The organism is Euzebya pacifica, from assembly GCF_003344865.1.
Classification (GTDB): Bacteria; Actinomycetota; Nitriliruptoria; order Euzebyales; family Euzebyaceae; genus Euzebya; species Euzebya pacifica.
The window spans coordinates 5,202,446-5,226,767 of the sequence record NZ_CP031165.1 but is presented as its reverse complement, the minus strand read 5'-3'; the positions used below and the strand labels follow the sequence as shown (position 1 = coordinate 5,226,767).

Annotated in this window: 20 protein-coding genes; 9 read left to right on the top strand and 11 right to left on the bottom strand. The window is 71.1% G+C overall.

Annotated features, from left to right (window positions below; translation table 11 throughout):
- Positions 1–3: 3 nt before the first annotated feature.
- Genes DVS28_RS22540 through DVS28_RS22530 form a run of 3 tightly spaced genes read left to right on the top strand, consistent with a single transcriptional unit; the run spans position 4 to position 6,135 of the window.
- Positions 4–2,754: a phosphoenolpyruvate carboxylase gene (locus DVS28_RS22540; RefSeq protein ID WP_114593460.1), complete on the top strand. Its 2,751-nt coding sequence runs from the start codon at positions 4–6 to the stop codon at positions 2,752–2,754.
- Positions 2,755–2,797: 43 nt separating this feature from the next.
- The gene (locus DVS28_RS22535; RefSeq protein WP_114594350.1) at positions 2,798–4,084 is read left to right on the top strand and encodes an NAD(P)/FAD-dependent oxidoreductase; all 1,287 of its coding nucleotides are present in this window, start codon (positions 2,798–2,800) and stop codon (positions 4,082–4,084) included.
- Positions 4,081–6,135, top strand: coding sequence for a S9 family peptidase (locus tag DVS28_RS22530; RefSeq protein ID WP_114593459.1), 2,055 nt, complete (start codon positions 4,081–4,083; stop codon positions 6,133–6,135). The genes DVS28_RS22535 and DVS28_RS22530 overlap by 4 nt, the downstream gene beginning before the upstream one ends.
- Here DVS28_RS22530 and DVS28_RS22525 read toward each other — a convergent pair whose 3' ends face one another.
- The 5 genes from DVS28_RS22525 to DVS28_RS28690 all read right to left on the bottom strand — a co-directional run bounded on the left by DVS28_RS22525 (position 6,136) and on the right by DVS28_RS28690 (position 10,967).
- On the bottom strand, positions 6,136–6,723 hold the full coding sequence (locus DVS28_RS22525; protein WP_114593458.1) for a GNAT family N-acetyltransferase: 588 nt from the start codon (positions 6,721–6,723) through the stop codon (positions 6,136–6,138).
- A 52-nt stretch (positions 6,724–6,775) separates the two neighbouring features.
- Positions 6,776–8,686, bottom strand: coding sequence for a glycerophosphodiester phosphodiesterase family protein (locus DVS28_RS22520; protein WP_114593457.1), 1,911 nt, complete (start codon positions 8,684–8,686; stop codon positions 6,776–6,778).
- A gap of 99 nt (positions 8,687–8,785) precedes the next feature.
- Positions 8,786–10,060, bottom strand: a complete 1,275-nt coding sequence (locus DVS28_RS22515) for an acetyl-CoA hydrolase/transferase family protein (RefSeq protein ID WP_114593456.1) — start codon at positions 10,058–10,060, stop codon at positions 8,786–8,788.
- Between the two features lie 55 nt (positions 10,061–10,115).
- Entirely contained in the window at positions 10,116–10,646 is a 531-nt protein-coding gene (locus tag DVS28_RS22510; RefSeq protein ID WP_114593455.1) for a RuvC family protein, read from the bottom strand.
- 57 nt (positions 10,647–10,703) lie between these two features.
- Positions 10,704–10,967, bottom strand: coding sequence for a hypothetical protein (locus DVS28_RS28690; RefSeq protein ID WP_164710907.1), 264 nt, complete (start codon positions 10,965–10,967; stop codon positions 10,704–10,706).
- A 90-nt stretch (positions 10,968–11,057) separates the two neighbouring features.
- Here DVS28_RS28690 and DVS28_RS22500 point away from each other — a divergent pair, with 90 nt between their 5' ends.
- Both DVS28_RS22500 and DVS28_RS22495 read left to right on the top strand, forming a co-directional pair.
- Positions 11,058–11,333 (top strand): hypothetical protein, encoded by a 276-nt coding sequence (locus DVS28_RS22500; RefSeq protein ID WP_114593454.1) that lies wholly within the window; start codon positions 11,058–11,060, stop codon positions 11,331–11,333.
- Between the two features lie 25 nt (positions 11,334–11,358).
- A complete protein-coding gene (locus DVS28_RS22495) occupies positions 11,359–11,958 on the top strand; it encodes a carboxymuconolactone decarboxylase family protein (RefSeq protein WP_114593453.1) in 600 nt (199 codons plus the stop codon).
- A gap of 84 nt (positions 11,959–12,042) precedes the next feature.
- Here the strand turns inward: DVS28_RS22495 and DVS28_RS22490 are convergent, their stop codons facing one another.
- On the bottom strand, positions 12,043–12,669 hold the full coding sequence (locus tag DVS28_RS22490; RefSeq protein WP_114593452.1) for a hypothetical protein: 627 nt from the start codon (positions 12,667–12,669) through the stop codon (positions 12,043–12,045).
- Positions 12,670–12,830: 161 nt separating this feature from the next.
- Positions 12,831–13,625: a DUF427 domain-containing protein gene (locus DVS28_RS22485; protein ID WP_114593451.1), complete on the bottom strand. Its 795-nt coding sequence runs from the start codon at positions 13,623–13,625 to the stop codon at positions 12,831–12,833.
- Positions 13,626–13,723: 98 nt separating this feature from the next.
- Here DVS28_RS22485 and DVS28_RS22480 point away from each other — a divergent pair, with 98 nt between their 5' ends.
- From DVS28_RS22480 to DVS28_RS22470, 3 genes are read left to right on the top strand one after another with little or no spacing between them, the layout of a single operon-like run.
- A complete protein-coding gene (locus DVS28_RS22480) occupies positions 13,724–14,500 on the top strand; it encodes an ABC transporter permease (protein ID WP_216826229.1) in 777 nt (258 codons plus the stop codon).
- A complete protein-coding gene (locus DVS28_RS22475; RefSeq protein ID WP_216826228.1) occupies positions 14,497–15,705 on the top strand; it encodes an ABC transporter ATP-binding protein in 1,209 nt (402 codons plus the stop codon). The genes DVS28_RS22480 and DVS28_RS22475 overlap by 4 nt, the downstream gene beginning before the upstream one ends.
- The gene (locus DVS28_RS22470) at positions 15,702–16,508 is read left to right on the top strand and encodes an ABC transporter permease (protein ID WP_216826227.1); all 807 of its coding nucleotides are present in this window, start codon (positions 15,702–15,704) and stop codon (positions 16,506–16,508) included. Before DVS28_RS22475 ends, DVS28_RS22470 begins: the two co-directional genes overlap by 4 nt.
- Positions 16,509–16,580: 72 nt before the next feature.
- Here the strand turns inward: DVS28_RS22470 and DVS28_RS22465 are convergent, their stop codons facing one another.
- From DVS28_RS22465 to DVS28_RS22450, 4 genes are all read right to left on the bottom strand, one after another.
- Positions 16,581–17,561, bottom strand: a complete 981-nt coding sequence (locus tag DVS28_RS22465; RefSeq protein WP_114594347.1) for a glycine betaine ABC transporter substrate-binding protein — start codon at positions 17,559–17,561, stop codon at positions 16,581–16,583.
- A 170-nt stretch (positions 17,562–17,731) separates the two neighbouring features.
- Positions 17,732–19,189 (bottom strand): nickel/cobalt transporter, encoded by a 1,458-nt coding sequence (locus DVS28_RS22460; protein WP_114593449.1) that lies wholly within the window; start codon positions 19,187–19,189, stop codon positions 17,732–17,734.
- Between the two features lie 32 nt (positions 19,190–19,221).
- Complete coding sequence (locus tag DVS28_RS22455; protein WP_114593448.1) at positions 19,222–21,780, bottom strand: cell wall-binding repeat-containing protein; 2,559 nt, start codon at positions 21,778–21,780, stop codon at positions 19,222–19,224.
- An 89-nt stretch (positions 21,781–21,869) separates the two neighbouring features.
- Positions 21,870–23,558, bottom strand: coding sequence for a purple acid phosphatase family protein (locus DVS28_RS22450; protein ID WP_216826226.1), 1,689 nt, complete (start codon positions 23,556–23,558; stop codon positions 21,870–21,872).
- Between the two features lie 212 nt (positions 23,559–23,770).
- Between DVS28_RS22450 and DVS28_RS22445 the strand changes: the two genes are divergently transcribed.
- Positions 23,771–24,289, top strand: a complete 519-nt coding sequence (locus DVS28_RS22445; RefSeq protein ID WP_164710906.1) for a phosphonate C-P lyase system protein PhnH — start codon at positions 23,771–23,773, stop codon at positions 24,287–24,289.
- Positions 24,290–24,322 lie beyond the last annotated feature (33 nt).

Below are 24,322 nucleotides of genomic sequence, written 5' to 3'. Positions count from 1 at the left end.
CGTGTGGAACAACGAACCCCCTCAGTCGACCTGCCCGAACGCCTCCGCGGCGAGATCCGCCATCTCGGCCGCCTGCTCGGCCGTGTGATCGCCGAAGAAGCCGGCGAGCGGACCTACCACCTGGTGGAGGAGCTGCGGCGGGCCGCCGTCGCTGCGCGCCGTGACGGGGCCGACCGGTCACCGATCGACGAGCTGGTCGCCGAGCTCGACGTCGAGACCGCCGAGGACGTCGCCAAGGCGTTCACGATCTTCTTCCAGCTGACCAACCTCGCCGAGCAGCGCGTCAGGATCCGAGAGCTGCGCCGCCGCGACGACGGGGTCACCCCCGTCGAGGACTCCGCGGCAGCCAGCATCGCGGCGATCCGTCGAGCCCAGCCGATCGACGACGACGCGCCGGACCTGCTGGCCGACGTGCTCGGCAAGCTCGAGGTGCACCCCGTCTGGACCGCCCACCCCACCGAGGCCCGGCGGCGTGCGGTCGTCGACAGCCTGCGTCGCATCGACGCCGAGCTGTCCCGCAGCGACACCGACATGCTCGGCCACGGACAGGAGGCCGACGTCACCCGGCGCCTGCTCGAGGAGATCGCGATCCTGTGGCGCACCGCGCAGGTGCGCTCCAGCCGTCCGACCCCGGTCGACGAGGTCCGCAAGCTCATGGCGGTCTTCGACGCGACGGTGTTCCGCGTGGTGCCCGAGGTCTACCGCTCCGTCGAGCGGGCGATGCACGGTGACGCCAGCGGAGTCGCCGAACCGGAGGTTCCGCCCTTCCTGACGTTCGGCTCCTGGGTCGGCGGCGACCGCGACGGCAACCCCCGGGTGACCTCCACCGTGACCGCCGAGACCGCCGCCCTCATGGCCGACCGTGTCCTGCGTGGACTGGAGAACGCCACGACCCGCATCGCGCGGACCCTCAGCGCGACCGAGGAGGTCACCCCGCCCTCGCCCGAGCTGGTGGAGGTGCTGGCCGACCTCGACCGGCGCTTCCCGACCTGCGCGACCGCCCAGATCATGCGGGCCGCGCGGTCGCCGCACCGCCGCCTGCTGAGCATGGCGGCCGAACGGCTGGCGGCCACCCGCACCGGCCGTGGCGTCGACGATGACATGGCCTACGCCAGCCCCGAGGAGTACACCGCCGACCTGCGGCTGGTCCGTGACTCCCTGGTCCGCGGCAACGCTGCTCGGCTGGCACACGGCGAGCTGCAGCACCTGATCTGGCAGGCCGACACCTTCGGGTTCCACCTGGCCTCCCTGGAGGTCCGCCAGCACACCGACGTGCACGCCGAGGCGCTGCGCCGGCTGGGCATCGACCCCGACGACGTCGACGCCCTGCGCGCCGTGGTCACCGATCCGCCGCCGTTGCCCGATGACCTGACCTGGCCGTCACCGCCCCATCCCGTTGCGGTTGCCTCCGCCCCGCACCGTGACCTGTCGCCGACAGACCTGTCCGCCGGGGAGGTCGCCGCTGCGGACCCGGCCGGTGATGTCCTGCCGACCATGCGGACGGTCGCGGAGATCCAGCAGCGGTTCGGCCGATGTGCGTGCGAGCGGTGGGTCATCTCCTTCACGACCTCGCTGGTCGACCTGCTGCGGGTCAAGGCCCTGGCCGCCATCGCTGGCCTCGACGTGCAGATCGTCCCGCTGTTCGAGACCCGTGCCGACCTCGACGCCGCCCCGGCGGTCCTGCAGGAATGGCTGGCCGAGCAGCCCGGGACCACCCACCTCGAGGTCATGCTCGGCTACTCCGACTCGGCCAAGGACGCCGGGTTCCTCGCCGCCAACGTGGCGCTGCACCGTGCCCAGCGCGGCCTCGTGGCGTGGGCAGCCGAGGCCGGCGTCGAGCTCACGCTGTTCCACGGCCGCGGTGGCGCCCTCGGCCGTGGCGGCGGGCCCACCAACCGTGCCGTGCTTGCCCAGCCCCGTGGCGCGGTGGCCGGCCGCTTCAAGGTCACCGAGCAGGGCGAGGTCATCAACCAGCGCTACGGCAAGCGCGCGCTGGCCGTCCGCCACCTCGAGCAGGTCACCTCCGCCACCATGCGGGCCAAGCTCGACGACCTGACCACCCAGTCCGACACGGTGATGGACGACGAGGCCGACCTCGTGGCAACGATGGCCAAGGCCAGCGAGGAGGCGTGGCGCGACCTCGTCGGCGCCGACGGGTTCCCCGACTTCTTCCGCACCGTCACCCCCATCGACGAGATCGGGGCCCTGCAGATCGGCTCCCGGCCCTCCAAGCGCAAGACGGGCAACGGCCTGTCGTCGTTGCGGGCGATCCCGTGGACGTTCGCGTGGGCCCAGGCACGCATCAACGCCCCCGGCTGGTACGGACTCGGTACCGGCCTGCAGGCAGGCGTGGACGCCCGCGGGCTGGCCGAGCTGCAGGACCTCAACCGTCGCTGGCCGTTCTTCGCCAACCTGATGGAGAACGCCGAGATGAGCCTCGTCAAGGCCGACGCGACTGCCGCCCGCGTGCTGCTGGACGCCGGCGGCCGTCCCGACCTGACCGAGCGGATCATGGACGAGCTGGACCGCACCACCGAGCTGGTGCTGCAGATCACCGGCCAACGACAGCTCCTGGAGCGGCGGCCGACCCTCGCCCAGGCCACGGCGCTGCGCAACCCCTACCTCGACGTGCTCGGGGCGGTCCAGCAGCGCTGGCTGCGCCACTCCCGTCGCACCGACGCCACCGAGGACGACCAGCGGGTCGTGATGTTGACGATGAACGGCATCGCCGCGGCCCTCCAGAACACCGGCTGACCGCGGCAGGGGTGGGTAGCCTCGGATGGCGATGGCCTCTGCGATGGACTCCCCTGCCGCCCCCCTTCCCTCCAGCCCCACCGACACGGCCGACGTCGTCGTCGTGGGCGCTGGCCCCGGCGGGTCGGCCGCCGCGTACTTCCTGGCCCGCGCCGGCCACGACGTCGTGCTGCTGGAGAAGGACGCCTTCCCCCGCGACAAGGTCTGCGGCGACGGGCTGACCCCGCGCGCCGTCCACGCCATGAAGCTGCTGGGCCTGGACGAGGAGGCCGAGGGCACGCCCGACGGCTGGGCCCGTCAGTCCGGCCTGCGGATGTACGGCGGCGGCGTCACCTGGAACATGCCGTGGCCCGAGACCGACGACTTCCCGACCCACTCCATCACCGCGACCCGGGCCCTGTTCGACCACACCCTGGCCAAGAACGCCGCCAACGCCGGTGCGCACCTGTGGGAGGAGACCAAGGCCGTCGCCCCGCTGTGGATCGACGGACGCGAAGACCGCATCGCCGGGGTCGCCTACGAACGGGCCGACGGCACCACGGGCGCCATCCGGGCCCGCACCGTCGTCCTCGCCGACGGTGGCTCGTCCCGTCTGGCCATCGAGATGGGCCTGCACCGCGACGAGTCCCGCCCAATGGGTGCGGCCATCCGGGCCTACTACCGCTCGCCGCGCTCGACGATGGACCACATGGAGGGCTTCCTCGAGCTGAAGAAGGGCGACGAGCTGCTGCCCGGCTACGGCTGGATCTTCCCCCTCGACGACGGGCTCGTGAACGTGGGCTGGGGGCTGATCTCCACCTCCAAGCACTTCCAGACGACCAGCTACCGCAAGGTGCTCAACGACTGGGTCAGCGGCTTCCCCGAGGAGTGGGGGATGTCGCCGGAGACCATGGTCGGCAAGCCCAAGGGGGCCGGCCTGCCGATGGGGCACAACCGCCATCCACACATCTGGAAGGGCGCGGTGCTGGTCGGTGACTCCGGCGGCATGGTCAACCCGTTCAACGGCGAGGGCATCTCCTACGCCATCGAGGCCGCGGAGATGGCCTCCCGTGCCATCGACGACGCGCTGCGCACCCGCCGTGACGACGCGCTGCTGGCCTACCCCGCAGAGCTCAAGCGTGCGTGGGGTGGCTACTACCAGCTCGGTCGGGTCTTCCTGACCGTCATGGCCGATCCGACGGTGATGAAGCTGGCCACCACCTACGGCATGCCACGGCGACGGCTGATGGACTTCGTCTTCCGCACCATGGCGCACCTGGTCAACGAGAAGAACCGCAACGTCACCGACGTCGTCATCAACACCCTGTCCCGCGTGGTGCCGGCCGCATGACCGGCAACCAGCCCCCCGCCGTCCCCGCCGCCAAGCGCGTCCCCCACAGCTGGGACCGCCCGACGGGCGCGGCCCAGGACCACTACGCCTGGCTGCGCGACCGGGAGGACCCCGACACCATCGGGTACCTCGAGGCCGAGAACACCTTCGCCGACAGCTGGTTCGCCCCGTACGCCGACACGGTCGAGGCGATCTACGAGGAGATCCGCTCCCGCGTCCAGGAGACCGACGACTCCCCGCCGGTCCGGGACGGCGACTGGTGGTACCAGCGCCGGACCGAGGAGGGCAAGGCGTACTCCATCCACACCCGCGGACGCAGCGCCGAAACGGCCGGCGAGCAGCTGGTGCTGGACACCAACGCCGAGGCCGACGGCCACGAGTTCTTCTCCCTCGGGATGCTCAACGTCAGCCCCGACCACACGCTCGCCGCCTGGTCGGCCGACACCGACGGATCCGAGCGGTACACCGTCCGGTTCCGCGACGTCGCCGCCGGGACCGACATCGACGACGTGCTCGAGGGCACCAAGTCCGGGGCCTCGGCATGGTCGGCCGACGGCAGCTGGTTCTTCTACATGCTGCCCGACGCCACCGAACGGCCCTACCGGGTGATGCGGCACCGGATGGGCACGCCGCAGGCCGACGACGTCGAGGTGTACACCGACGACGACGAACGCTTCTTCGTCGGCGTCGGAACGACCCTGTCGGAGGGCTGGATCGTCATCTCCAGCCAGTCCAAGATCACCGCCGAGTCCTGGCTGCTGCCCGCCGACGACCCGACCGCCGAACCGGTCCTCGTCCGCGCCCGCGAGACCGGTGTCGAGTACGACGTCGACGACTGGGGCGACCAGCTGGTCGTCCACACCAACCTCGACGCCGAGGACTTCCGGGTGATGACCGCCCCCCACGACGCACCGGGGGAGTGGACCGAGCTGGAACCCCACCAGCCCGGCCAGCGGATCACCGGGGTCGCCCCGTTCGCCGGTCACCTGGTCATCCACGAGTGGCACGACGCCCAGCCGCGCATGCGACTGCTGTTCCGCGACGGCACCCGGCGGGTCCTCCCGGGCCTGGATGCCCCCCACTCCATCGGCTTCGCCGGCAACCGCACGTGGGACACCGACGTCCTCCGCGTGGGCATGCAGTCCATGGTCGACCCGCATCGCATCGTCGACATCGACGTCCGCACCGGCGAGCAGACCCTGGTCAAGCAGCACCCCACCCCCAACGTGGACCTCGGCGACTACACCGCCGACCGCATCTGGGCGACCGCCGAGGACGGCACCCGTGTGCCCGTCGACGTCGTCCGCCACGTCGGCACCCCGGTCGATGGGTCGGCCGCCTGCCTGCTCTACGGCTACGGCAGCTACGAGCACTCCATCCCGCCGTCGTTCAGCGTGGCCCGGCTGTCGCTGCTCGACCGCGGCATGACCTATGCCCTGGTCCACCCCCGAGGGGGAGGGGAGGGCGGCCGCCGCTGGTACCTCGACGGCAAGCTGCTGGCCAAGCGCAACACCTTCACCGACACCCTCGCCGCCGCCGACCACCTCGTCGAGACGGGCTGGTCCGCCCCCGACCGGCTGGCGATCCGTGGTGGGTCGGCAGGTGGCCTGCTGGTCGGCGCCTGCATCACGATGCGGCCGGACCGCTTCGCCACAGCGGTGGCCGACGTGCCGTTCGTCGACATCGTCACGACCATGTCGGACCCGACGTTGCCGCTGACGGTGACGGAGTGGGAGGAGTGGGGCGACCCCCGCGAGGAGCCCTACGCCAGCTACATGCTGAGCTACTCGCCCTACGACAACACCGTGGCTGCCGACTACCCGGCGATCTACGTGACCGCCGGCCTCAACGACCCGCGGGTCAGCTACCACGAGCCGGCCAAGTGGGTTGCCCGCCTGCGCGAGATGCACACCGGCACGCGGCCGATCGTGATGAAGACCGAGATGGGCGCTGGCCACGGTGGTCCGTCGGGCCGCTACGAGGCATGGCGCGACGAGGCCCGGACCCTCGCGTTCCTCCTGTCGACGACCGGTGTGATCGACCGGGCCTGATCAGCTGACCGCCCGGGCCGCATGGGCGTCCCGGGTGAGGCCGAAGACCATGGTCTCGCGGCGCCCCCTGCCGTCGTGGGCCGGCTCGCCGTGCAGGGTGCCCTCCAGGGGCATGCCGACGTGCTCGGCCACCCGGCGGGACGCCACGTTGCGGGCGTCGCAGTGCCACGACAGCCGCTGCCAGGGCCACTCGGTGAAGCCCCAGCTCAGCATGGCCGACAGGACCGCCGTGCCCAGGCCCTGGTTCGCCTCGCTGCCGCGGATCCACATGCCGATCTCGGCCACCCCGTCGGCCCAGCCGAACCCGTCGCGAAGGTGGAACCCCGTCCCGCCGAGCACACGCTGTCCGTCCGGCGACCAGATGCCGACGACGTAGTCCTCGTTGAGCAGCCACCTGGCCCGGAACCGGCGAACCCGTGCCTCCGCGACCTCGATCGGCTCGTCTTCCACCGCCCATCCCAGCCACGGGCGCAGGTGCTCGTAGGACGACACCGACGCCTCACGCAGGGCGGCGCCGTCGCCGGGCATCCAGCTGCGCAGGACGAACCGGTCGGTCCGCATCGTCTCCGGTGCGAAGAAGGTCGACATCCGGTCAGGGTACCGGCGGTTCCCGCGGCTGGACGAGGCCAACGCCGGGGGATCAGTCGCAGGCGTCCAGGTCGAGCGCCAGGCTGCAGACGACCGTCGCGTCGGTCTCCTCGACCAACGCGGCGACCGGTGCGGGAACGGTGTCCCCGGCGACGGGCAGGACGACCGCGTTGCCGCCCATGGCCTGCGAGGCCGCGGTGAACCCGGCGGTCCACCCGGTCGGTGACTGGCCGTCGACGAGGACGATCGTGTCGACGTGCGGCTCGTCGCCGGGCGCGGCGGTCCGAGCCAGCTCGACCGCCGTCTCGTAGCGGGTGGCACCGCCGGCCCGCCGCACCGACAACCCCAGCGCCCGCAGGTCCTCGACGACCCCCGCAGACACCGCGGACTCACCTCCGGCGACCACGATGTCGGTCAAGGCGCTGGACTCCAGCCACGAGGCGGTCGCAGGGGACAGGCCGTCGGTCGCCGTCAGCAGCACTGGCGCATCCAGCGTCACGCCGAGGGCACCCGCACCGAGCGCGTCGACGAAGGCGGCGGTTCCGGGTCCGTCGGCGCGGGCGATGACCGCGGTCGACACGGTGACACCGGCGTCGGCTGCGGCGGCCAGGGAGGCGTCGGCGATGGCGAGCGCGGTGGTGATCCGCTCCTCGCCAGCCAGCCGCGTCACCTCGTGTCCCAGGTCGACCAGCGCCTGCTCGACCGCAGGGGACACCGCCGCCTCGCCACCCAGGAGGTGGACCCGCTGGGCGCCCAGCCGCACCAGCTCCGCCCGCACCCGACCGTCGAGCGTGTCGCCGTCGGTCAGCAGCAGCGGCGCATCGAGCAAGCCCTGGGCCGCCCCCGCCCCGAGCGCATCGGCGAACACGTCGTCGCGGCCCAGCAGGACATCGGGGGCGTACGCCCAGGCGCCCCGCTCGACGATGTCGGCAGGGCCGGCGGCGGAGAAGGCCAGCCCGGCGAACCGCAGGGCCTCGCTGACCGCGTCCCGCTCGACGGTGCCGGCCACACCGGGGCAGAGGGGATCGACGACGTCGGGGTTGCCCCGGTCCTCGGCAGGGACGGCGTGACCGGCCGCGTCGACCCGTTCACGGGCAAGGTCGGGCCGGTTGGTGAACAGGCCGTCCACCCCCATGGCGAGCAGCCGGTCCATCTGCGTGGCGTCGTCGACGGTCCACGTGTGCACCTCGCCGCCGTTGCCGTGCACCGCGTCGACGTAGAGGGGATGGGCGGCCAGCCACGCGGCGTTCGGCGCCATGACATCGGCCACGTCGGGCAGCTGTCCGGTCAGGGCTTCCACCAACGTCACGTTGGTCTGGTCGGGTGCGGCGAACAGCAGCGCGGTCGCCAGCCGCGGTTCCAGGTCTTTCACGATCTCGAGGCTCTGACGGCTGAAGGACTGCACGATCGCCGGATCGGTCTGCGGGGAGGGGCCCTCGGCGGGGATCAGGTCACGTGCGCCGAGCACGCGGATCAGCTCCTCCTCCATCGCCCCACCGAGCGAGTCGGGCGACTTGGTCTCGATGTGGAAGCGCAGCCTGGCGTTCGCTGCCGTGTAGCAGTCCAGCTGCTCCTCGAACGGCACGACCTGGGCACCCGCGAACCGCTCGGCGGCGCCAGCGTCATCGGTGGCGAACCAGCTGCCCCAGTCGAGCTGCCGCAGCTCGGCCAGCGTCAGCTGCTCGACGTCGCCCGACCCGTCGGACGTCCGGTCCACCGACGAGTCGTGCACGCACACCAGGACCCCGTCGCTGGTCATCTGCAGGTCGCACTCGAGGAAGTCAGTGTCCTGCTCGATCGCCAGGTCGTAGGCGAAGAACGTGTGCTCGGGCGCGTAGGCGCTGGCCCCACGGTGGGCGAGGACGCTGACGGCACCAAGTGGCTCACCACCCTGGGCGAACGCCGCGGTTGGCAGCGACGAGGCGAGGAGGACGAGAAGGCAGAGGAGTGCGCGGGCAGACATGCCGCGGGACCGTGGAGCACCCAGGTGACGCGACGGGGGACGGCCGATGGCTGGACAGCGACGCCACCGTGACGTCGATCGGCCGGTCCTCGGCGACGTTCAGGCAAGGTCCATCTCACGAGCGGCACGCCACAGCTCGGGCCGGTGGGCGGGGTCCGCGATCCCGATCAGCTGGGCTGCCCGTTCGCGCAACGACCGGCCACGCAGCTCGGCGACGCCGTGTTCGGTCACGTGGTCGACGGTGTTCTTCAGGGTGGTGACCACCGACCCGGCGGTCAAGCGACCCACGATGCGCGACAGGCTGCCGCGCCGCGCGGTGGAGGGGAGCACGATGAATCCCTTCCCACCGGGGGAGTGCAGCGCCCCTCGGGCGAAGTCGGCCTGGCCGCCGGAGGACGACCAGTACTTGCCGTTGATCGTCTCCGACGCGCACTGGCCGTACAGGTCGACCTCGACCGTGGCGTTGATCGACACGAAGCTGGGGTGCTGGGCGATCTCCTCCCGGCTGTTGACGACGTCGACACGGTGGAACTGCACCGTCGGGTTGTCCTCGATGTAGTCGTACAGCGCCTGGGTGCCCAGGGCGAACGTCGTGATCGCGGGTCGATCCAGCCGCACCGCCCCCGACGTGGCCAGGCCCATCAGGCCGTCGGCGAAGAGCTCGGTGTGGATCGACAGGTCGCGGTGGCCGGCCAGCTTCGCCAGGAGGGCCTCCGGTACCGCGCCGATGCCTGCCTGGATCGTCGCCCCGTTGGGGACGCGCTCGGCCACGTGATCGGCGATCCGGTTCGCGATCTCGTCGGGGACGGGTGGTGGGACCTCGACCAGCGGGTAGTCGGCCTCGCACCAACCGATCACGTCGTTGATGTGCACGCGGTTGCGGCCGCGGGTGGCGGGCATGCGGGCGTTGGCTTCGATGAAGAACGGCACCCGACCGATCAGCGCAGACGTGTAGCCACCGGTGGTGCCGAGGGAGAAGAACCCGTGCTCGTCCGGCGGTGCCGCCGAGGCGACGACCAGCTCGACGTCCCGTGCGGTGTCCAGCAGGACCGGCACCTCGCTGAAGTGGTTGGGGATCAGGTCGATCGTGCCGGCGTGGAACGCCGGACGCGTGATGTGGGACAGGAAGTAGGAGATGTGGCGCATCCCGTCGACGCGACCGTGCAGGTAGTCGCGGTCGTGCAGGGCATGCATCTGGTGCAGCCGCACGTCGTGGAGCTGTCCGTCGCGACCGGCCCGCTCGAGCGCGTCGAGCACCGTCACCGGTTCGCCGTTGGCGATGGGGACGGCGATGTCGACGTCGGGCCGCAGGTGGCCGAGGACGGCGTCAGCGGTTCCCCTGTGGCGGTCGAGCAGCTGCTGGATGTGGTCCATGCCCACATCCTCGCCGATGGTCGGACCGGTTCTCTCGTGCCCGTCCGGGTCGGGGTCAGCGGCCGGGAACGGGGAACGGCAGGTCGGCCGGAGTGACCCACCCGCGGTCCACCACGCCCCACAGCCCGATCATGATCGCGTCGGCGGTGTCGCTGCGCAGGGGACCCTTCGGGGCGGGCGGGACGTCGGGACCACCAGCGGCTCGCGACCACTCGATGACCTGGACTGCCCGGTCCTTCGCGGCCGCCTTGGCGGTGGCCGACGGGGTCCGGTCGCGGGGCCACAGCAGCACGGCGCGCCACCGCTCCGGTGACACCTCGGTCGTGGTCGCGCCCAGCCGGCGGGCGGCCTTCGCCCAGATCTCGCCCATCGCCCGGTCGCCCTCGACCACGACCCCCGCGATCGGCGCCGCCTCCTGCAGCATCCGTGGTGCGGCCCGCTTGAGGGTGGCGCGGGACCCGAGATGGGTGGAGGAGTACCGCCGCAGCCGCACGACACCGGCGCCATCGGGGGCGTAGACCGCGACACCGGTGCGCAGGCCCAGGTCGACCCCCACGAGGGATCCCGGCGCGGGGTCGTCGTCCACGACGCGGCAGTGTCCCCGATCAGCAGACCGGGGACACGCCGTGTGGGGGAAGTCGGCTCAGCCGGGCAGCGCTGCGCGAGCGCGGTTGGACACCGCCAGCCGCGAAACGGCGACGGCGCCGACGTGGCCCACGAGGACGGGCCAGAACCCGCCGAACAGGACGAGGTCGACGACGCCGCCGGCCACGGCACCGGTGAGGAAGCCGAGCCAGGCGCCGACGACGCCGGCTCCGGCGATGGGGCCGGGGGACACGCGACCCCCACGACGGGAGAACGCGGTCCACAGGCCGATGGCGGTCACGGTGAGGAACGGAACGATCATGTCGTCAACCCTCCTCCCCAGCTGGGCCGGGCACCATCGGGGACATCCCTGTCGGGGACACACCGGAGGCGTCCCGTTACCCTGCCCCACATGGAGCCCACGGCCATCACCATCGTCAGCCAGCTGATCACCGACGCCCGCACCCGCTTCGGGGCGGATGCCGTCGGACGACTCGACGTCCCCGGCGACCTGCTGGACGAGACGATGGAGGCCGTGCTGCACCTCGGCGGATCCGTCGATGCCGAGGGCTGCGTGGTGGAGGGCGTGACCATCCGCGAGCTTCCCGACGACCTCGCGGTGTCGCAGGCGTGGGTGATCGGCGAGGATGCCCCACGTCCGTTGACCCCGTTGGAGGGCGACGGCTGACCGACGGCCCTGAGGGGGACCGACGATGAGCTACCTGGAGACCATCACCGACGAGGACGCCACGGGCGAGGCCGCCGAGCTGTTCGCGCACGACCGTGCTGCCGACGGGTACGTCCACAACTACACGAGGACGTTCGCCCGTCGGCCCGACGTCTATCGGGCATGGAACGTCCTGGCCGACGCGATCGCCGGTGACGACGAGCCGGACCTCCGCCGCTACGAGCTGGCGACCCTCGGGGCGGCCCGGCAGCTGCGGTCCTCCTACTGCATGCTTGCCCACGGTCGGAAGGTCGCCGACGACCTGTGGCCGGCAGACGTCGTCACCGCGATCGCCGAGGACCCCGGCACCGCCGACCTGACCGACCGCGAACGGGCGATCGTGGCGTTCGCCGAGGTCGTGGCCAGCGGCGGGACGAACGTGACCGAGGCCGACCACCAGTCCTTGCGGGACGTGGGCCTGACCGACGCCGAGATCTTCGACGTGGTGCTGGCCGCCGCCGCACGCTGCTTCTTCTCCACGGTGCTGGATGCCACGGGCACGCTGCCCGACGCGGCCTACGCCGACGCCATGCCGGCCGCCCTGCGCGACGCCCTCGTCGTCGGCCGCCCGATCGCCGAGACGTAGTCGCTGAGCCGTCGGAAGCGCCGGGGGACAAGACCTGCGGCCCGGTCGGAGGACCGGGCCGCAGGGAGATGGATCAGGACGGGATCAGCTGTCGTCCTCGGCGTTGGAGGAGTTCTGCTGTGCGGATTCGGCGTTGCACTGCTCGTCCTGGGCAGTCGTGCTGTCGCTGCCGTCGTTCAGCAGGCCCAGCCCCAGCGCGGAGTCGATCTCCTGCACGGGAACCTGGACGCCGAGGGCGTTGACGGGCACCTGGTTGTGACAGACCTGGGCGTTCACCTGGTTGTCGTCGGCGACCCCGACGTTGTTGCCGCTGGCGTCGACCAGCGCGGCGTCGTCGTTGCCGTCGTCGGCGTCATCGGCGTCGGCCTCGTCGGTCTCGTCATCGGTGGACGCGCTGCTGTCGTTGGACTGGCCAGCAGCCTGGTTGCAGCTGTCGTCCTGCTCGACGGTGCTGTCGGTTCCGTCGCCGAGGGCGTCGGCACCCACGACCGGCGCGACCTCCTGGACCGGGACCTGGACGCCGAGGGCGTTGACGGGGACCTGGTTGTGGCAGGCCTGGGCGTTCACCTGGTTGTCGCCGGCGGCGGAGATGTTGTTGCCGTCGACGTCGGCGACGGGATCGGCGCCAGCGCCGGTGCCGATGAGCAGCACCGAACCGAGCACGGCGGCGAAGAAGGCCGTGAAGGTCTTGTGGGTCAGTCGTTGTCGCATCTGGGTGTTCCCTTCTGTAGCGGGCGGGAGCATGTCGGCGACTGTGCCGACACCTCTGTTTCTCACCGGATACCGAAGGGTCGATACGTGCCCATCCGTGGGCCCCGGGGGCAACTCCTGGTCGATGCCCAGCCGTACGCCCCGGGGGTACGTGGCCTTCCTCAGCGCAGTACGGCGCCGTCGACCTCGGTGGTCACGGTGTCGCCGAGGAAGCACCGGTGGCCGGCCACGCGGGTGGCGTCGTCCAGCGGGTCGGGGTAGCCCCAGGCCACGTCGTCGGCCGAGCCGTCGGCCATCGACCAGTACGACGCGTCGCCCTTGTAGGGGCAGTGCGAGCCGGTGGTCGACCCGACGAGCAGGTCGGTGCGGATGTCGGCCTCGGGCAGGTAGAACCGGTTGGGCATTCCCGTCTCGCTGAGCACCATCGGGCGACCGGATCGGGCGACCTCCACGTCGCCGACGCGGACCACGACGGTCCGGCTGCTGCGACGCACGTCGACCCGGTGGTAGGGATCGCGGAGGTGCCCCTCGACCTGCTCGTCCTCGTCGAACCACGCATCGAAGCGGTCGAAGTACGGGGCCACGTAGCCCTTCAGCCACGGCGCGTCGGCGTTGGGCTCGGGGTATCCCCACACGGCGTTGTCCACGGTGCGGTCGCCGACGGTCACCGACCAGTAGCTGGCGTCCCCCTTGAACGGGCAGTGCGTGGAGAGCTCGGTGGGCTCGAGGAGGTCCATGCGCACGTCCTCGATCGGCACGTACAGGGCCGGGAGGATGTTGGACTCGTGCAGCAGCTTGCCGGCGGTCGTGTCGATGACGACCTCGCCGCCGACGACGGCACGGACCCGCCGGGGGAAGTCGCTGAACAGGATCCGGTGTGGCGGTCCATCGATCGCATAGTTCGTGGACTCCGGCGGGTTGGTGCCGAGCGGGCCGTCGGACAGGGTGAGGGTCATGGTCGTGCTCCGGTGTCGATGTTTGGGTCGGCGGTGTCGTGGGCATGGCCCCAAGTGCCGGGCCGGGGTGCGGCTCATTCGACATGTAGGGTCAGCTCATGGTCACAAAACGCGACAACGACGCGCCTGTTCCCGAAGGCGAACGAAAAGTACTGATGATCGCCGCCGCAGTCGGCGGCGTATTGCTGTTGCTCCTCGTGTGGCGGCTGGTGACCGCGTTCGACGGCGTGGTCAGCTGGTTCGACTTCGTGGTCAGCCGGCCCGACGACATCATCGAGCTGACGATCGAGCACACGATCCTGACGGTCAGCGCCATGTTGACCGGGGCCGCGATCGCCATCCCGCTGGGGGTGGCCGTGCACCGCAGCCCGATCGGCAAGCAGGTCGCGCTGACGCTGTCGAGCATCGCGCTGACGATCCCGTCGCTGGCACTGTTCGCGATCTTCATCCCGGTGGTCGGCATCGGATTCACCTCGCCCTACCTGGCGCTGACGATCTACTCGATCCTGCCGATCCTGCGGAACACCATCACGGGGCTCGACCAGGTCGACCCGGCCATCGTCGAGGCCGCCAAGGGCATGGGGCTGAGCAACCTGCAGCGCATCCGCAAGGTGCAGCTGCCGCTCGCCTGGCCGGTGATCCTGACCGGCATCCGCGTGGCGACCGTGCTCACCATCTCCATCGCCGCGATCGCCACGCTCGTCGCCGGCGGAGGGCTCGGCGACTTCATCAAGGACGGCCTGGCCCGTTTCCCGCTGCCGACCTCCGTCGAGCGCATCTGGACCGGCACCGTCTTCATCATCCTCCTCGCCCTGGTCTTCGAGCGCCTCTTCGCGTTCCTGACCAAGGTCACCACCTCGAAGGGACTCCAGTGACCGCCATACAGACCCCCGAGCCCACGTCCGGGCTGACGTCCGACGCGGCACCACGAACCATGATCCACCTGGACAAGGTGTCCAAGGTCTACCCCGGGACGAAGGTGCCCGCGGTGGAGGACCTGACGCTGGACATCCCCGAGGGCGAGATCCTCGTGCTGGTCGGTCCATCGGGTTGCGGCAAGTCCACCACCCTCCGCCTCATCAACCGGATGATCGAGCCGTCGTCGGGACGGATCGTCTTCGACGGCGAGGACGTCACCGACGTCGACGCCGACCGGCTGCGGCGTCGCATCGGCTACGTCATCCAGCAGATCGGCTTGTTCCCCCACATGACGATCACCGACAACATCGCGACGGTGCCGCGGATGCTCGGCTGGGACGACAACCGCATCACGGCCAGGGTCGACGAGCTGCTCGACCTGGTCGGCATGGACCCGTCGCTGTACCGCGACCGCTATCCCAAGGAGCTTTCCGGTGGTCAGGCCCAGCGTGTCGGCGTGGCCCGTGCGCTCGCCGCCGACCCGCCCGTCATGCTGATGGACGAGCCCTTCGGCGCGATCGACCCCATCACGCGCGACCGCCTGCAGAACGAGTTCCTGCGCGTGCAGGCGGACCTGAAGAAGACCATCGTCTTCGTCACCCACGACATCGACGAGGCCATCAAGATGGGCGACCGGATCGTCGTGCTGAAGGAGCGGTCGCAGATCGCCCAGTTCGACACCCCCGAGCGCATCCTCGCCCATCCGATCGATGACTTCGTCGAGGACTTCATCGGCAGCGGCGCGACCCTCAAGGGCCTGGACCTCGAGCGGGTCCGCGACCTCGACCTGACGCCCGTGCTGACCATCCACGCCGGTGAGAGCCGCGACGAGGTGCAGCGCAAGCTGAGTCAGTCCGACGACGGGTGGGTCCTGCTGCTGGACGAGAAGAACCGGCCGCACCGCTGGATCGGCGAGCACCACCTGCAGCGCACCGACCGTCCGCTGCACGAGGTCGGCCCCAGGGTGACCGCCACCGTGGAACCCAACGCCACGCTGCGCGATGCGCTCGAGCAGATGCTGCACTCGACCGCCTCGATGGCCACGGTCATCGACCGGGACGGCACCTACCAGGGGTCGATCAGCATCAACACCCTGACCGACGTCATCAAGCGCATGCAGGCCGACGCCGCCCGCCACTACGGGGAGGCTGCCAAGTCGTGAGCACCGCCACAGCCACCGCCGACACCTCGCTCCTGGGCGGTGACGGCCCGCTCGTCCGTGCCTATCGCTGGGTCCGCACCAATCCCTGGGTGTCCCTCCTCGGGGCGCCCGTGGCCATCGCTGCGCTGTCCCTGCTGCTCTACACGTGGGTCACCACCCAGGACCTGGGCTCCATCGAGACCGATGCGCTGCGGGCGGAGCTGATCCGCGGACAGCTGCTCGAGCACCTGCAGCTGACGGGCGTCTCCACCGTCTTCGTGATCGCCATCGCCATCCCGCTGGGCATCTTCGTCACCCGCCCGTCGGCCCGTCGACTGTCCACCCTCATCCAGGGCGTCGCCTCCAGCGGACAGGCCATCCCGGCGTACGGCCTGCTGGTGCTGCTGGCCATCACCTTCGGGACCAACTTCCGCTCCGCGGTCATCGCGTTGATCGTCTACTCGATCCTGCCGGTGCTGCGGAACACCATGGTCGGCCTCCAGCAGGTCGACACCTCCACGATCGAGGCGGCTCGCGGCATGGGCATGACCAAGCAACAGGTCCTCCGGAAGATCGAGCTTCCGCTGGCGGTACCCGTCATCCTGGCCGGCATCCGCACGGCGCTGGTCATCAACGTCGGGACCGCCGCGCTTGCGTTCCTCATCGGTGGGGGTGGGCTCGGCGAGACCATCAACACCGGCCTGAAGCTGCAGCGCGACGTGGTGATCGTCGTCGGTGCCGCCATGACCGCCCTGGTCGCCCTCACCGTCGACTGGATCGCTGCGCTCGTGCAGCGGACGCTGACCCCTCGCGGCCTCAGCTGAGCGACCGGTACGAGACAACGACGAAGGGGTGCGACCGGATCGGTCGCACCCCTTCGTCATGGCTTGTCGTGCCTAGATCAGGCCCTCGTCCTCGAGGTACTGACGGGCGACGTCGGCGGGCTCCTCGCCCTCGACGGACACGAAGCTGTTCAGCTCGGCCATGCGCTCCTTGGTCAGGGGCTCGTGGATCAGCTCGAAGATCTCCTCGTAGGCGTCGGGGTGCTCGCCGTAGACCTCGTCGCGGAGGTTGGCGGACACGTTGTAGAGGATGAAGACACCCTCGGCGTCGATGACGTCGAGCTCCAGCGCCGGGATGCGGCCGTCGGTGGTGAAGATCTCACCGAAGGTGCACTCGCCGGTGGCGGTGTCGTTGTAGATGATGCCGGTGTCCAGGATCACGATCTGGTCCTGGGGGATGGTGAAGCCGGTCTCGTTCTCGAACAGGACGAGGCCGTCGGGGCGGGACGGGAACTCCGACTCCATGCACACGGTCGCGCTGGGGTTCTCGGCGATGTAGTCGGCCATGCCCTGCAGGTCCAGCTCACCGTTCTCCTCGACGAAGTCGGGGCCGGCGGCGAAGCCGTAGGTGTTGTTGAACGGCGCCTGGGAGACCCAGCGGATGCTGTTCTCCTCGAGGTCCGCCTCGCGGACGTTCGTGGTCAGCTCCTCGGAGTCGAAGGAGGGGTCCTCGTTGCCGAGGTGCACGGTCCAGCCGGTGCCGTTGTACTCGGGGTACAGGTCGATCTCGCCGGCCAGCAGGGCCTCGCGGGCCACCGCGGTGCCACCGAGGTTGACCTGGTTGGTCACGCTGGCGCCGGCCGCCTCGAGCGCCTGGACGTAGATCTCACCGAGCACGAGCTGCTCGGTGAAGTCCTTGGATCCGACGGTCACGGACTGTCCCTCGAGGTCGAACTCCGACAGCGCACCGTCTCCGCTGCTCTCACCTCCTCCGTCGCTGGTCGTCTCGTCGCCGCCGTCGCTACCGGCGTCGTCGCCGGAGTCGGAGCAGGCGGCGCCCAGCATCGCGAGGACCGCGAAGAGGGCGATGAACATGCGGGGGGTGAAGCGTTGGATGACGTGTTCCTCCTTGGGTGGCACCCACGCGAAAAGGACGGACACAACAAAAGGGGGGCGCGTGGGTTGCCCGGTGGTTGAGGGTCCCCAACATGCCAGTTGCTACACGTTCGGCCACATCGGGCCCTCGGGGAGTGCGCCGCTCGGGCTCAGCCGAGCTCCAGCGCGGCCACCGATGTGACGACCAGGATCATGCCTGTCGCCACGAGCACCGCCGCCCCCACGAGCGGCGCGGCGTCGGCGAGCCGGGCCAGCGGTCCGGCGGTCGCCCGGTTGGCCCGTGCCCGTATCTCCCGGGACCCGAGCGCGATGGCCGTCAGGGTCAGGGCCATGCCCACTCCGAAGGTTGCGACCAGCACCATGGCGTAGGCAGTGCGGCCGGTGAACAGGCCGGTCGTCAGCACCAGCAGGGCTGACGGGGAGGGCAACAGGCCGCCGGAGACCCCGATCAGCAGCAGGCCTCGCAGGGACATGACGTGATCGCCACCGACCCCGTGGTTGTGGGCGTGGGCGTGGTCGTGCATGTGTGGGTCGGCAGTCGATCGGGACGGCCAGCGTCGCCGCAGGAGCCAGAGGCCGACGCCCAGCACCATCAAGGCGGACAGGACCCGGAGCCATCGCCCGGCGTCGTCGATCCAGCCGGTGGCCGAGGTGACGGCGAACAGGAGGAAGCCGAGCACCAAGGCGCTCGCCGTGTGCATGATCGCGACCGCCGCCCCCAGCATCAGGGCGTCGCGACGCCCCGTGGGGGTGCTGGCAACGTACGACGCGGTCACCGCCTTGCCGTGCCCGGGGCCGAGGGCGTGCAGCGCACCGATCCCGAGGGCGAGCATCACGCCGCCGAGCAGCGCCCAGGCCGAGGAGCTCGTCGTGTCGATGATGGCGAGCATCCGGTCCTCCAGGGGACCGAACACCCGCGCGGGGACTGCACGTTCGTCGTGGACGGAACCGCTGGTCGTTCCAGCCGTCGAACCGGTGTCGTCGGCGGTCCCGTCGTCCGGCGAGAACGTGTAGGCGACGGTGGGGGCAGTGGCGGTGTGCAGGCCGCTGGCCGGGTCGGCGTGGGTGGCCCGGCTGATCGTGCGGTAACGATCGCTCAGCTCGGTCAGCGCGGTGATGGTGACCCGGACCTCGCCGGCCGGCTGCGGGCAGGTGAACACCACGACCGCCGGGTCGCCGTCGAAGGTCGGGTGGGCGGTCACCACACCATCACAACGGTCCCCGGCACGCTCGACGCGTATGTGGTCGAGGAAGTACCCCGCGACGGCCGGATCCTCCGCCAGGAGGGCGACGTCGTTGTCGCCGGCCACCTGGACGAGCTCGCCGTTGACCTCCTCGAAGATCATCTCGTCGGCCGCGGCACCGACGGCCCGCGCGATGGCGTGGATGTCGTCGCGCTCGGCCGACCACATCACCGTGATTCCTTGCCCGGAAGCGGCGATGGTGGCTTCCGGCGGCGGGCCGAGCGGGTGGGCGTCGGCGGTACCGGCTCCACCCAGCAGGGCGAGGCACACCACGACGAGGACCACCGCGATGGGCAGGCGGGCAGGAGCCCCGGCCCACGGCGGACGGCGTGCGGGCAGGTGGAGGGCCGGCCGGATCGGCACCAGTGTCTCCTGGGTCGCGAGGGAGGCTGCGGTCAGGAGACGTCGTAGGTGCGCAGCCGCTCCAGCACGGCATCCGACACCGCGGCGGTGCCGCCGACGACGGTGATCCGCTGTGCGCCGAGGCGACGCAGCTGGGCGTCGGTCTCGTCGGGGATGTCGTCGACGTCGACCAGCAGCACCGGCGCCATCCGCATGAACGCTGCCGGCGTGGCCGACAGTGCGTCGGGAATCGCCTCGCCGCTGACGACCATCACGTGGTCGGCGTCGGGGAACGCGTGCTCGGCGATCATCGCCGCCGTGTGCACCCGGGTGGGCCCGGCCAAGCGGGTGACGGGCGCGACGTCGGACAGCGTGGCCTCCACACCCGACCCGACGACGCTGCTGCCGCCGAGCAGGACGATGCGGTCCGGCGCCAGTCGGCGCAGCTCCGCGTCGACCTCGGCCGGGACCGTGTCGGCGGTGACCAGCAGGAGGGGCGCGCCGGCCCGTGCGGCAGCCGCGCCACCGGCGAGCGTGTCGCCGAAGCGTTCGCCGTTGGCAACCCACACCTCGGCGGTGTCGGTGTCGAACGCGGCCTCGCTGATCAGGGCCGAGGTGGCGAAACGGGTCGGTCCCCCGATCCGTTCGACGTCGGCAAAGGCGCCGAGCGCCTCCTCGACCTCGCTCGACACGGCGGCCGTACCCCCCAGGAGGACGATGCGGGTGGTCGCCAGCCGCCGGAGCTCGGCTGCGGTCGCGTCGGGCACCTCGTCGGTGACCAGCAGCAGCGGGCCGGGGCCGAGGGCGGTGGCGGCCGGCCCTGCCGAGAGGGCGTCGGCCAGGGCGTCGGCGCCGGCGACGAACACCGGGACGTCGCTGTCGGCCGTGAAGGTGAAGCGCGAGACCTCCGCGGCGGTGTCCACACGGGTGTCGCCACCGCGACGGCGGACGGTGGCCGGTACCCCGCCGGGCTCGTCAGGGCCCGGTGTGGGCGTGGGGGTCGGCGTCGGGCTGGGCTGCGGGTCGGGCTGCCCGCCGCCTCCCCCTCCCGTCGTCGGGGGCCCGGTCGGGTTCGGGTCGGGATCGGGCTGACGGGTCAGCGGGGCGCGGTCCTCGGCAGGAGGTTCCAGCGTGGGGTCGAGGTGGACGGGGCTGGAGTAGGCCCACGACACGTCGCCACCGGCGAACGCCGTCCCGGCCTCGCCGTCGGTTTCGTTGATCCCGAGCGATTCGCCGTTCAGGTCGTTGGGGCCCGAGATGCGCAGCACGAGCCACTTCACGACCGAGGGGTCGACACGGTCGACGACGAACTCGATGACCGGCTGGTCGGGCCGCGGGATCGGGGCAACCTCGACGTGCAGCAGGTCGGGGACGAGCTGGTCGGGGTCGGCAGGGGTGGCCAGCACCTGGATGCGGACCTCGCGGCCCCATGACGCCGGACCGCGATCGAGGTCGAGCTGCACGCGCACCGGGCCCACGTCGGGGTGGCCGAGGGTCTCGCCCATGCGGACCCCGTTCAGGGAGGTGTCCATCCGCAGGCCCTTGACGCGTGCGGCGTAGAAGCGGCGGCTCAGCAGGGCCTCCTGCACGGCCGCCCTGTTCACCACGCCACCGTTGATCCACAGGCCGCCGCGGCCCTTGCCGAGCGGACTGCCCCAGTCGGTGCCGTGCTCGTCGCTGGCACCCATCAGCCCGGGCGTCCAGCCGGCCCGGAGGCAGTCGATGATGGGGCTGGGACGGCCGTCGCCGACACCCTCGAACAGGTAGTCGTCCCGCTTGTTGAGGATCTCCATCGAGACGATGGTGTCCTGCAGGCTGGGCTCGTGGGTGAATCCGCCGAAACGGCCCGGCTCGCGGCCCGGGTGGTTGAAGCCGGCCACGCCGTTCTGGCCACCGCCGATCAGCGGGGTGTCCTGCGGCTGGGCCAACCACTGCTGGAACGGGGCCATGCTGGCCGTGTCACCGATGTCGGCCGTCGTCTGCACGATGGTCTCCAGCACCGTGGCGAGGGGACCCGGCAGGGGTCCGGTCAGCTGGTCGGGATCGATGTAGGACTCGGCGGCGGCCGGGGCGATCAAGCCGACGGTGTGCAACGGGTCGATCCAGTGGTCGGTGAACCACACGTTGACGTGACCCAGCACGGGGCTGGACCACTCGAAGCCCCGCACCCCGAGGAACCCGTTGGCCTCGTCGGTGAACTCGGCGGCCAGCTGGGCGGTGTAGGCCCAGTCGTCGTTGGTCAGGCCGGCAACGCTCTTGCAGTCGCCGGCCAGCGGCCCGAACGCCTGACAGACGTCGGCGCCCGGGGTTCCGGCCGGCCCCCACTGGAGGGTGGCGTGATCGGTCAGCGCGGCCACGTCGACGCCGGCGTCGCGGATCAGGGGGTAGAAGGTGGCCGCGTCGCCGTCGCCGTCGGACAGGTGGGAGTGGTTGTGCAGGTCGGCGTGCACGAGGACCGGTCCGGGGAACAGGCGCGAGACCCGCGAGGTCCCGAAGTCGTCGTCGTTGTCCAGCGCAAGGGCGGCAAGGTTGGTGAAGGGCTGGGTGAGCACCATGGCACCTGCACCCACGGCGGCGGTGGATCGCAGGAGGCGGCGGCGGGAGAGAGGCATCAGGTCACGGTGACACCGCACGGAAGCCCAACACGTGCACGGGGTGACGGCTCGATGACCCCTGCGTGACTGCGCGGTGAACCGGCAGGCTACTCCTCCTCGGCGGCGCCGCGCTGCCCCCGGAGCTCCTGGACCTCTTCGTCCTTGCGGCCCCGAACCCAGGCGGTGGTGGCCGCCGCGGCGCCGAGGGCGCTGACGCCGACCATCCCGATGCCAGCGGGGCCGCCCGTTGCGGGCAGCACCGTGGTGGTGGAGGGCTGACCGATCTGCGACTGGCCGGTCGTCGACCCGCCCCCGTCCCCGGTCGTGGGTGCGGGGGTCGGGGTTGGCGTCGCGGTCGGTGTCGTCGCCGGTGTGGGCGTGGGGGCCGGTTGGGTGGCAGCCTGGCGGGTTCGTTCGATCACGATGCCCTCCTCTACCGGACCGCCCGTGGTGACGGAGTACTCGCCGAGGACCAGCCGTTTGGTGCCGCTGCCGGTGTCCGGGACGACATCGACCTTGACGGTGCCCACCGTGAAGACCGACTTGGCCGCCTGCCACGGGAACTCGTTGGGCAGGGGGTTCTGCGGTCGCTGGACCGCTCCACCGTTGCCGCAGACGACGTACATGGTGCCGATGTCGGTGACGTAGTCCCCCTCGGCGGCCAGCGCCACCTCGTCGCGGACCATCATGTGCGTGCGCTCGTACTGGTGGTCGTGACCCTGCAGGACCAGGTCGACGTCGTAGGTGGCGAACAGCTCGAACCAGGCGTCGCGCACCCCCTGGTCGGACCCGTGCAGGCCGGTGGAGAAGGCCGCCTGGTGCATCATCACGATGATGAAGTCGCAGGTCTCGTCCTCGTGGGCCGCTCGCAGCGCCTCGGCGGCCCACGCCTCCTGCCGGCCCTCGGAGTAGCCGATGTTGGCGGTGACCTCGGTGTTCACGTCGTTGTTGTCGAGGCTGATGAACTCCACCGAGCCGTAGCGGAAGCGGTACCAGCATCCCTCCCACTCGCGGTCCCCGTTGGCCGGCAGCGCGAAGCGGTGACGGTAGGCGTCGTAGCCCAGCGGACCCCACGAGTCGCCGGTGCCGAAGCCGGACACGCCGACGCCCTGGACCTCGATCTCGTGGTTGCCGATCGCGGGCATCACCGGGCGGGACGCCGCGTACTGCTCGTACCCGCGGAACCATTCGTCCCACACGTCCTGGTTGCCGTTGGCGTAGGAGGTGTCGCCACCGACCAGGTGGAAGGCGGGGTCGAAGCTGTAGGCCAGGTCGCGGTTGCGCGTCGCCTGGAACGGCGGCTGCTGGTCGGCGCCCTTGGCGATCGTCTGCAGGGTCGTCGGGTCGAAGTCCTGGACCTGCGTCAGGTCGCCGCCGAGGAAGTCGGTGCCCTGGTCGGCGAAGGCCGTGAACGTGAACGGCGTGCCGGGGGCCGGTCCGGTGCGGTAGCTGAACCCCTCGCGCCTGATGGTGTCGCCGTGGCCGATCGCGTAGCCGTAGTCCGTGGACGGCAGCAGGTCGTCGACGCGGACGTGGTGGAAGTAGCCCGGGTACCCCTCGTACTGGATGGTCGTGGCCGGCAGTCGCTGTTCACCGAGCTGCAGGAAGGGGGTCGCCACGGCGGCAGGGGTCATCCACGAGAACGCGGCCTGCGTGGCGGCGTCGGCCCCGAACTGGGCATGGACCTGCTCGACGGGTGCCTCCTGGGCATGGGCCAGCTGCCGCCAGAGGAACGGGCCGGAAGCGGTGAGGAGTCCCACGGTCGCGCTGCGACGCATGAAGTCTCGACGGGACACGAAGGGGCGATGTGGATGCTGCATGACGGCGGGCGACGGTAACCGCACGATCGTCGCGTCCGGTCACCAGGTGGGGTCGGCCACTCACTGTTCGTTGGTCGGCCCCGCGATGTTCACCTGACGCTTGCTGTCCGGAAGTCGGACGGCAACACGGGGCCTCGATGGTGCTGGCCGATGATCGAACCCTCGTGGGCCGAGGAGGAGGCGAGCGCATGACGACGCCGCGGTTGTCCGCGATCGACCACATCCTCTTCCGGACCGTCGTGTCGGCCCTCGCCGAGCCCGGGCTGCCGTGTGCCGTCCCCCAGGGGTTGGGGGAGGGGCGGCTGGCCGAGGCCATCGCGCGGGCCATCTGGGAGCCGACGACACCGGTCTGGACTGCGCCCGACCTGGAGGCGCTGCCGGGCTCTCCCGTCGGGGCGGCAGACGCCGCGGTGCTCTACACCACCGGGGACGACGCCGCCCGACTGGGCCTTGCCACCATCGGCACGACCACCACCCCCGAGCTGGCCGCCACGGTGCTCGTCGAACCCGTCGACGTGCACACCGCGGTCGTCCTGGACGGGCCCGGGCTGCCGACGGTGCGGCGAACGATCCTGCCGATGACCGTCGAGGCGATCGTGCAGCGGAACCGACGCTGCGCGTTCCCGCCGATGGGCCTGGACCTGATCGTGATCCAGGGTCGGTCGGTCATGGGCCTGCCCCGCACCACCAGGATCGCATTCGCCTGACGGCTGGCCGCCGGCTCGGCTCGCGGCACGCAC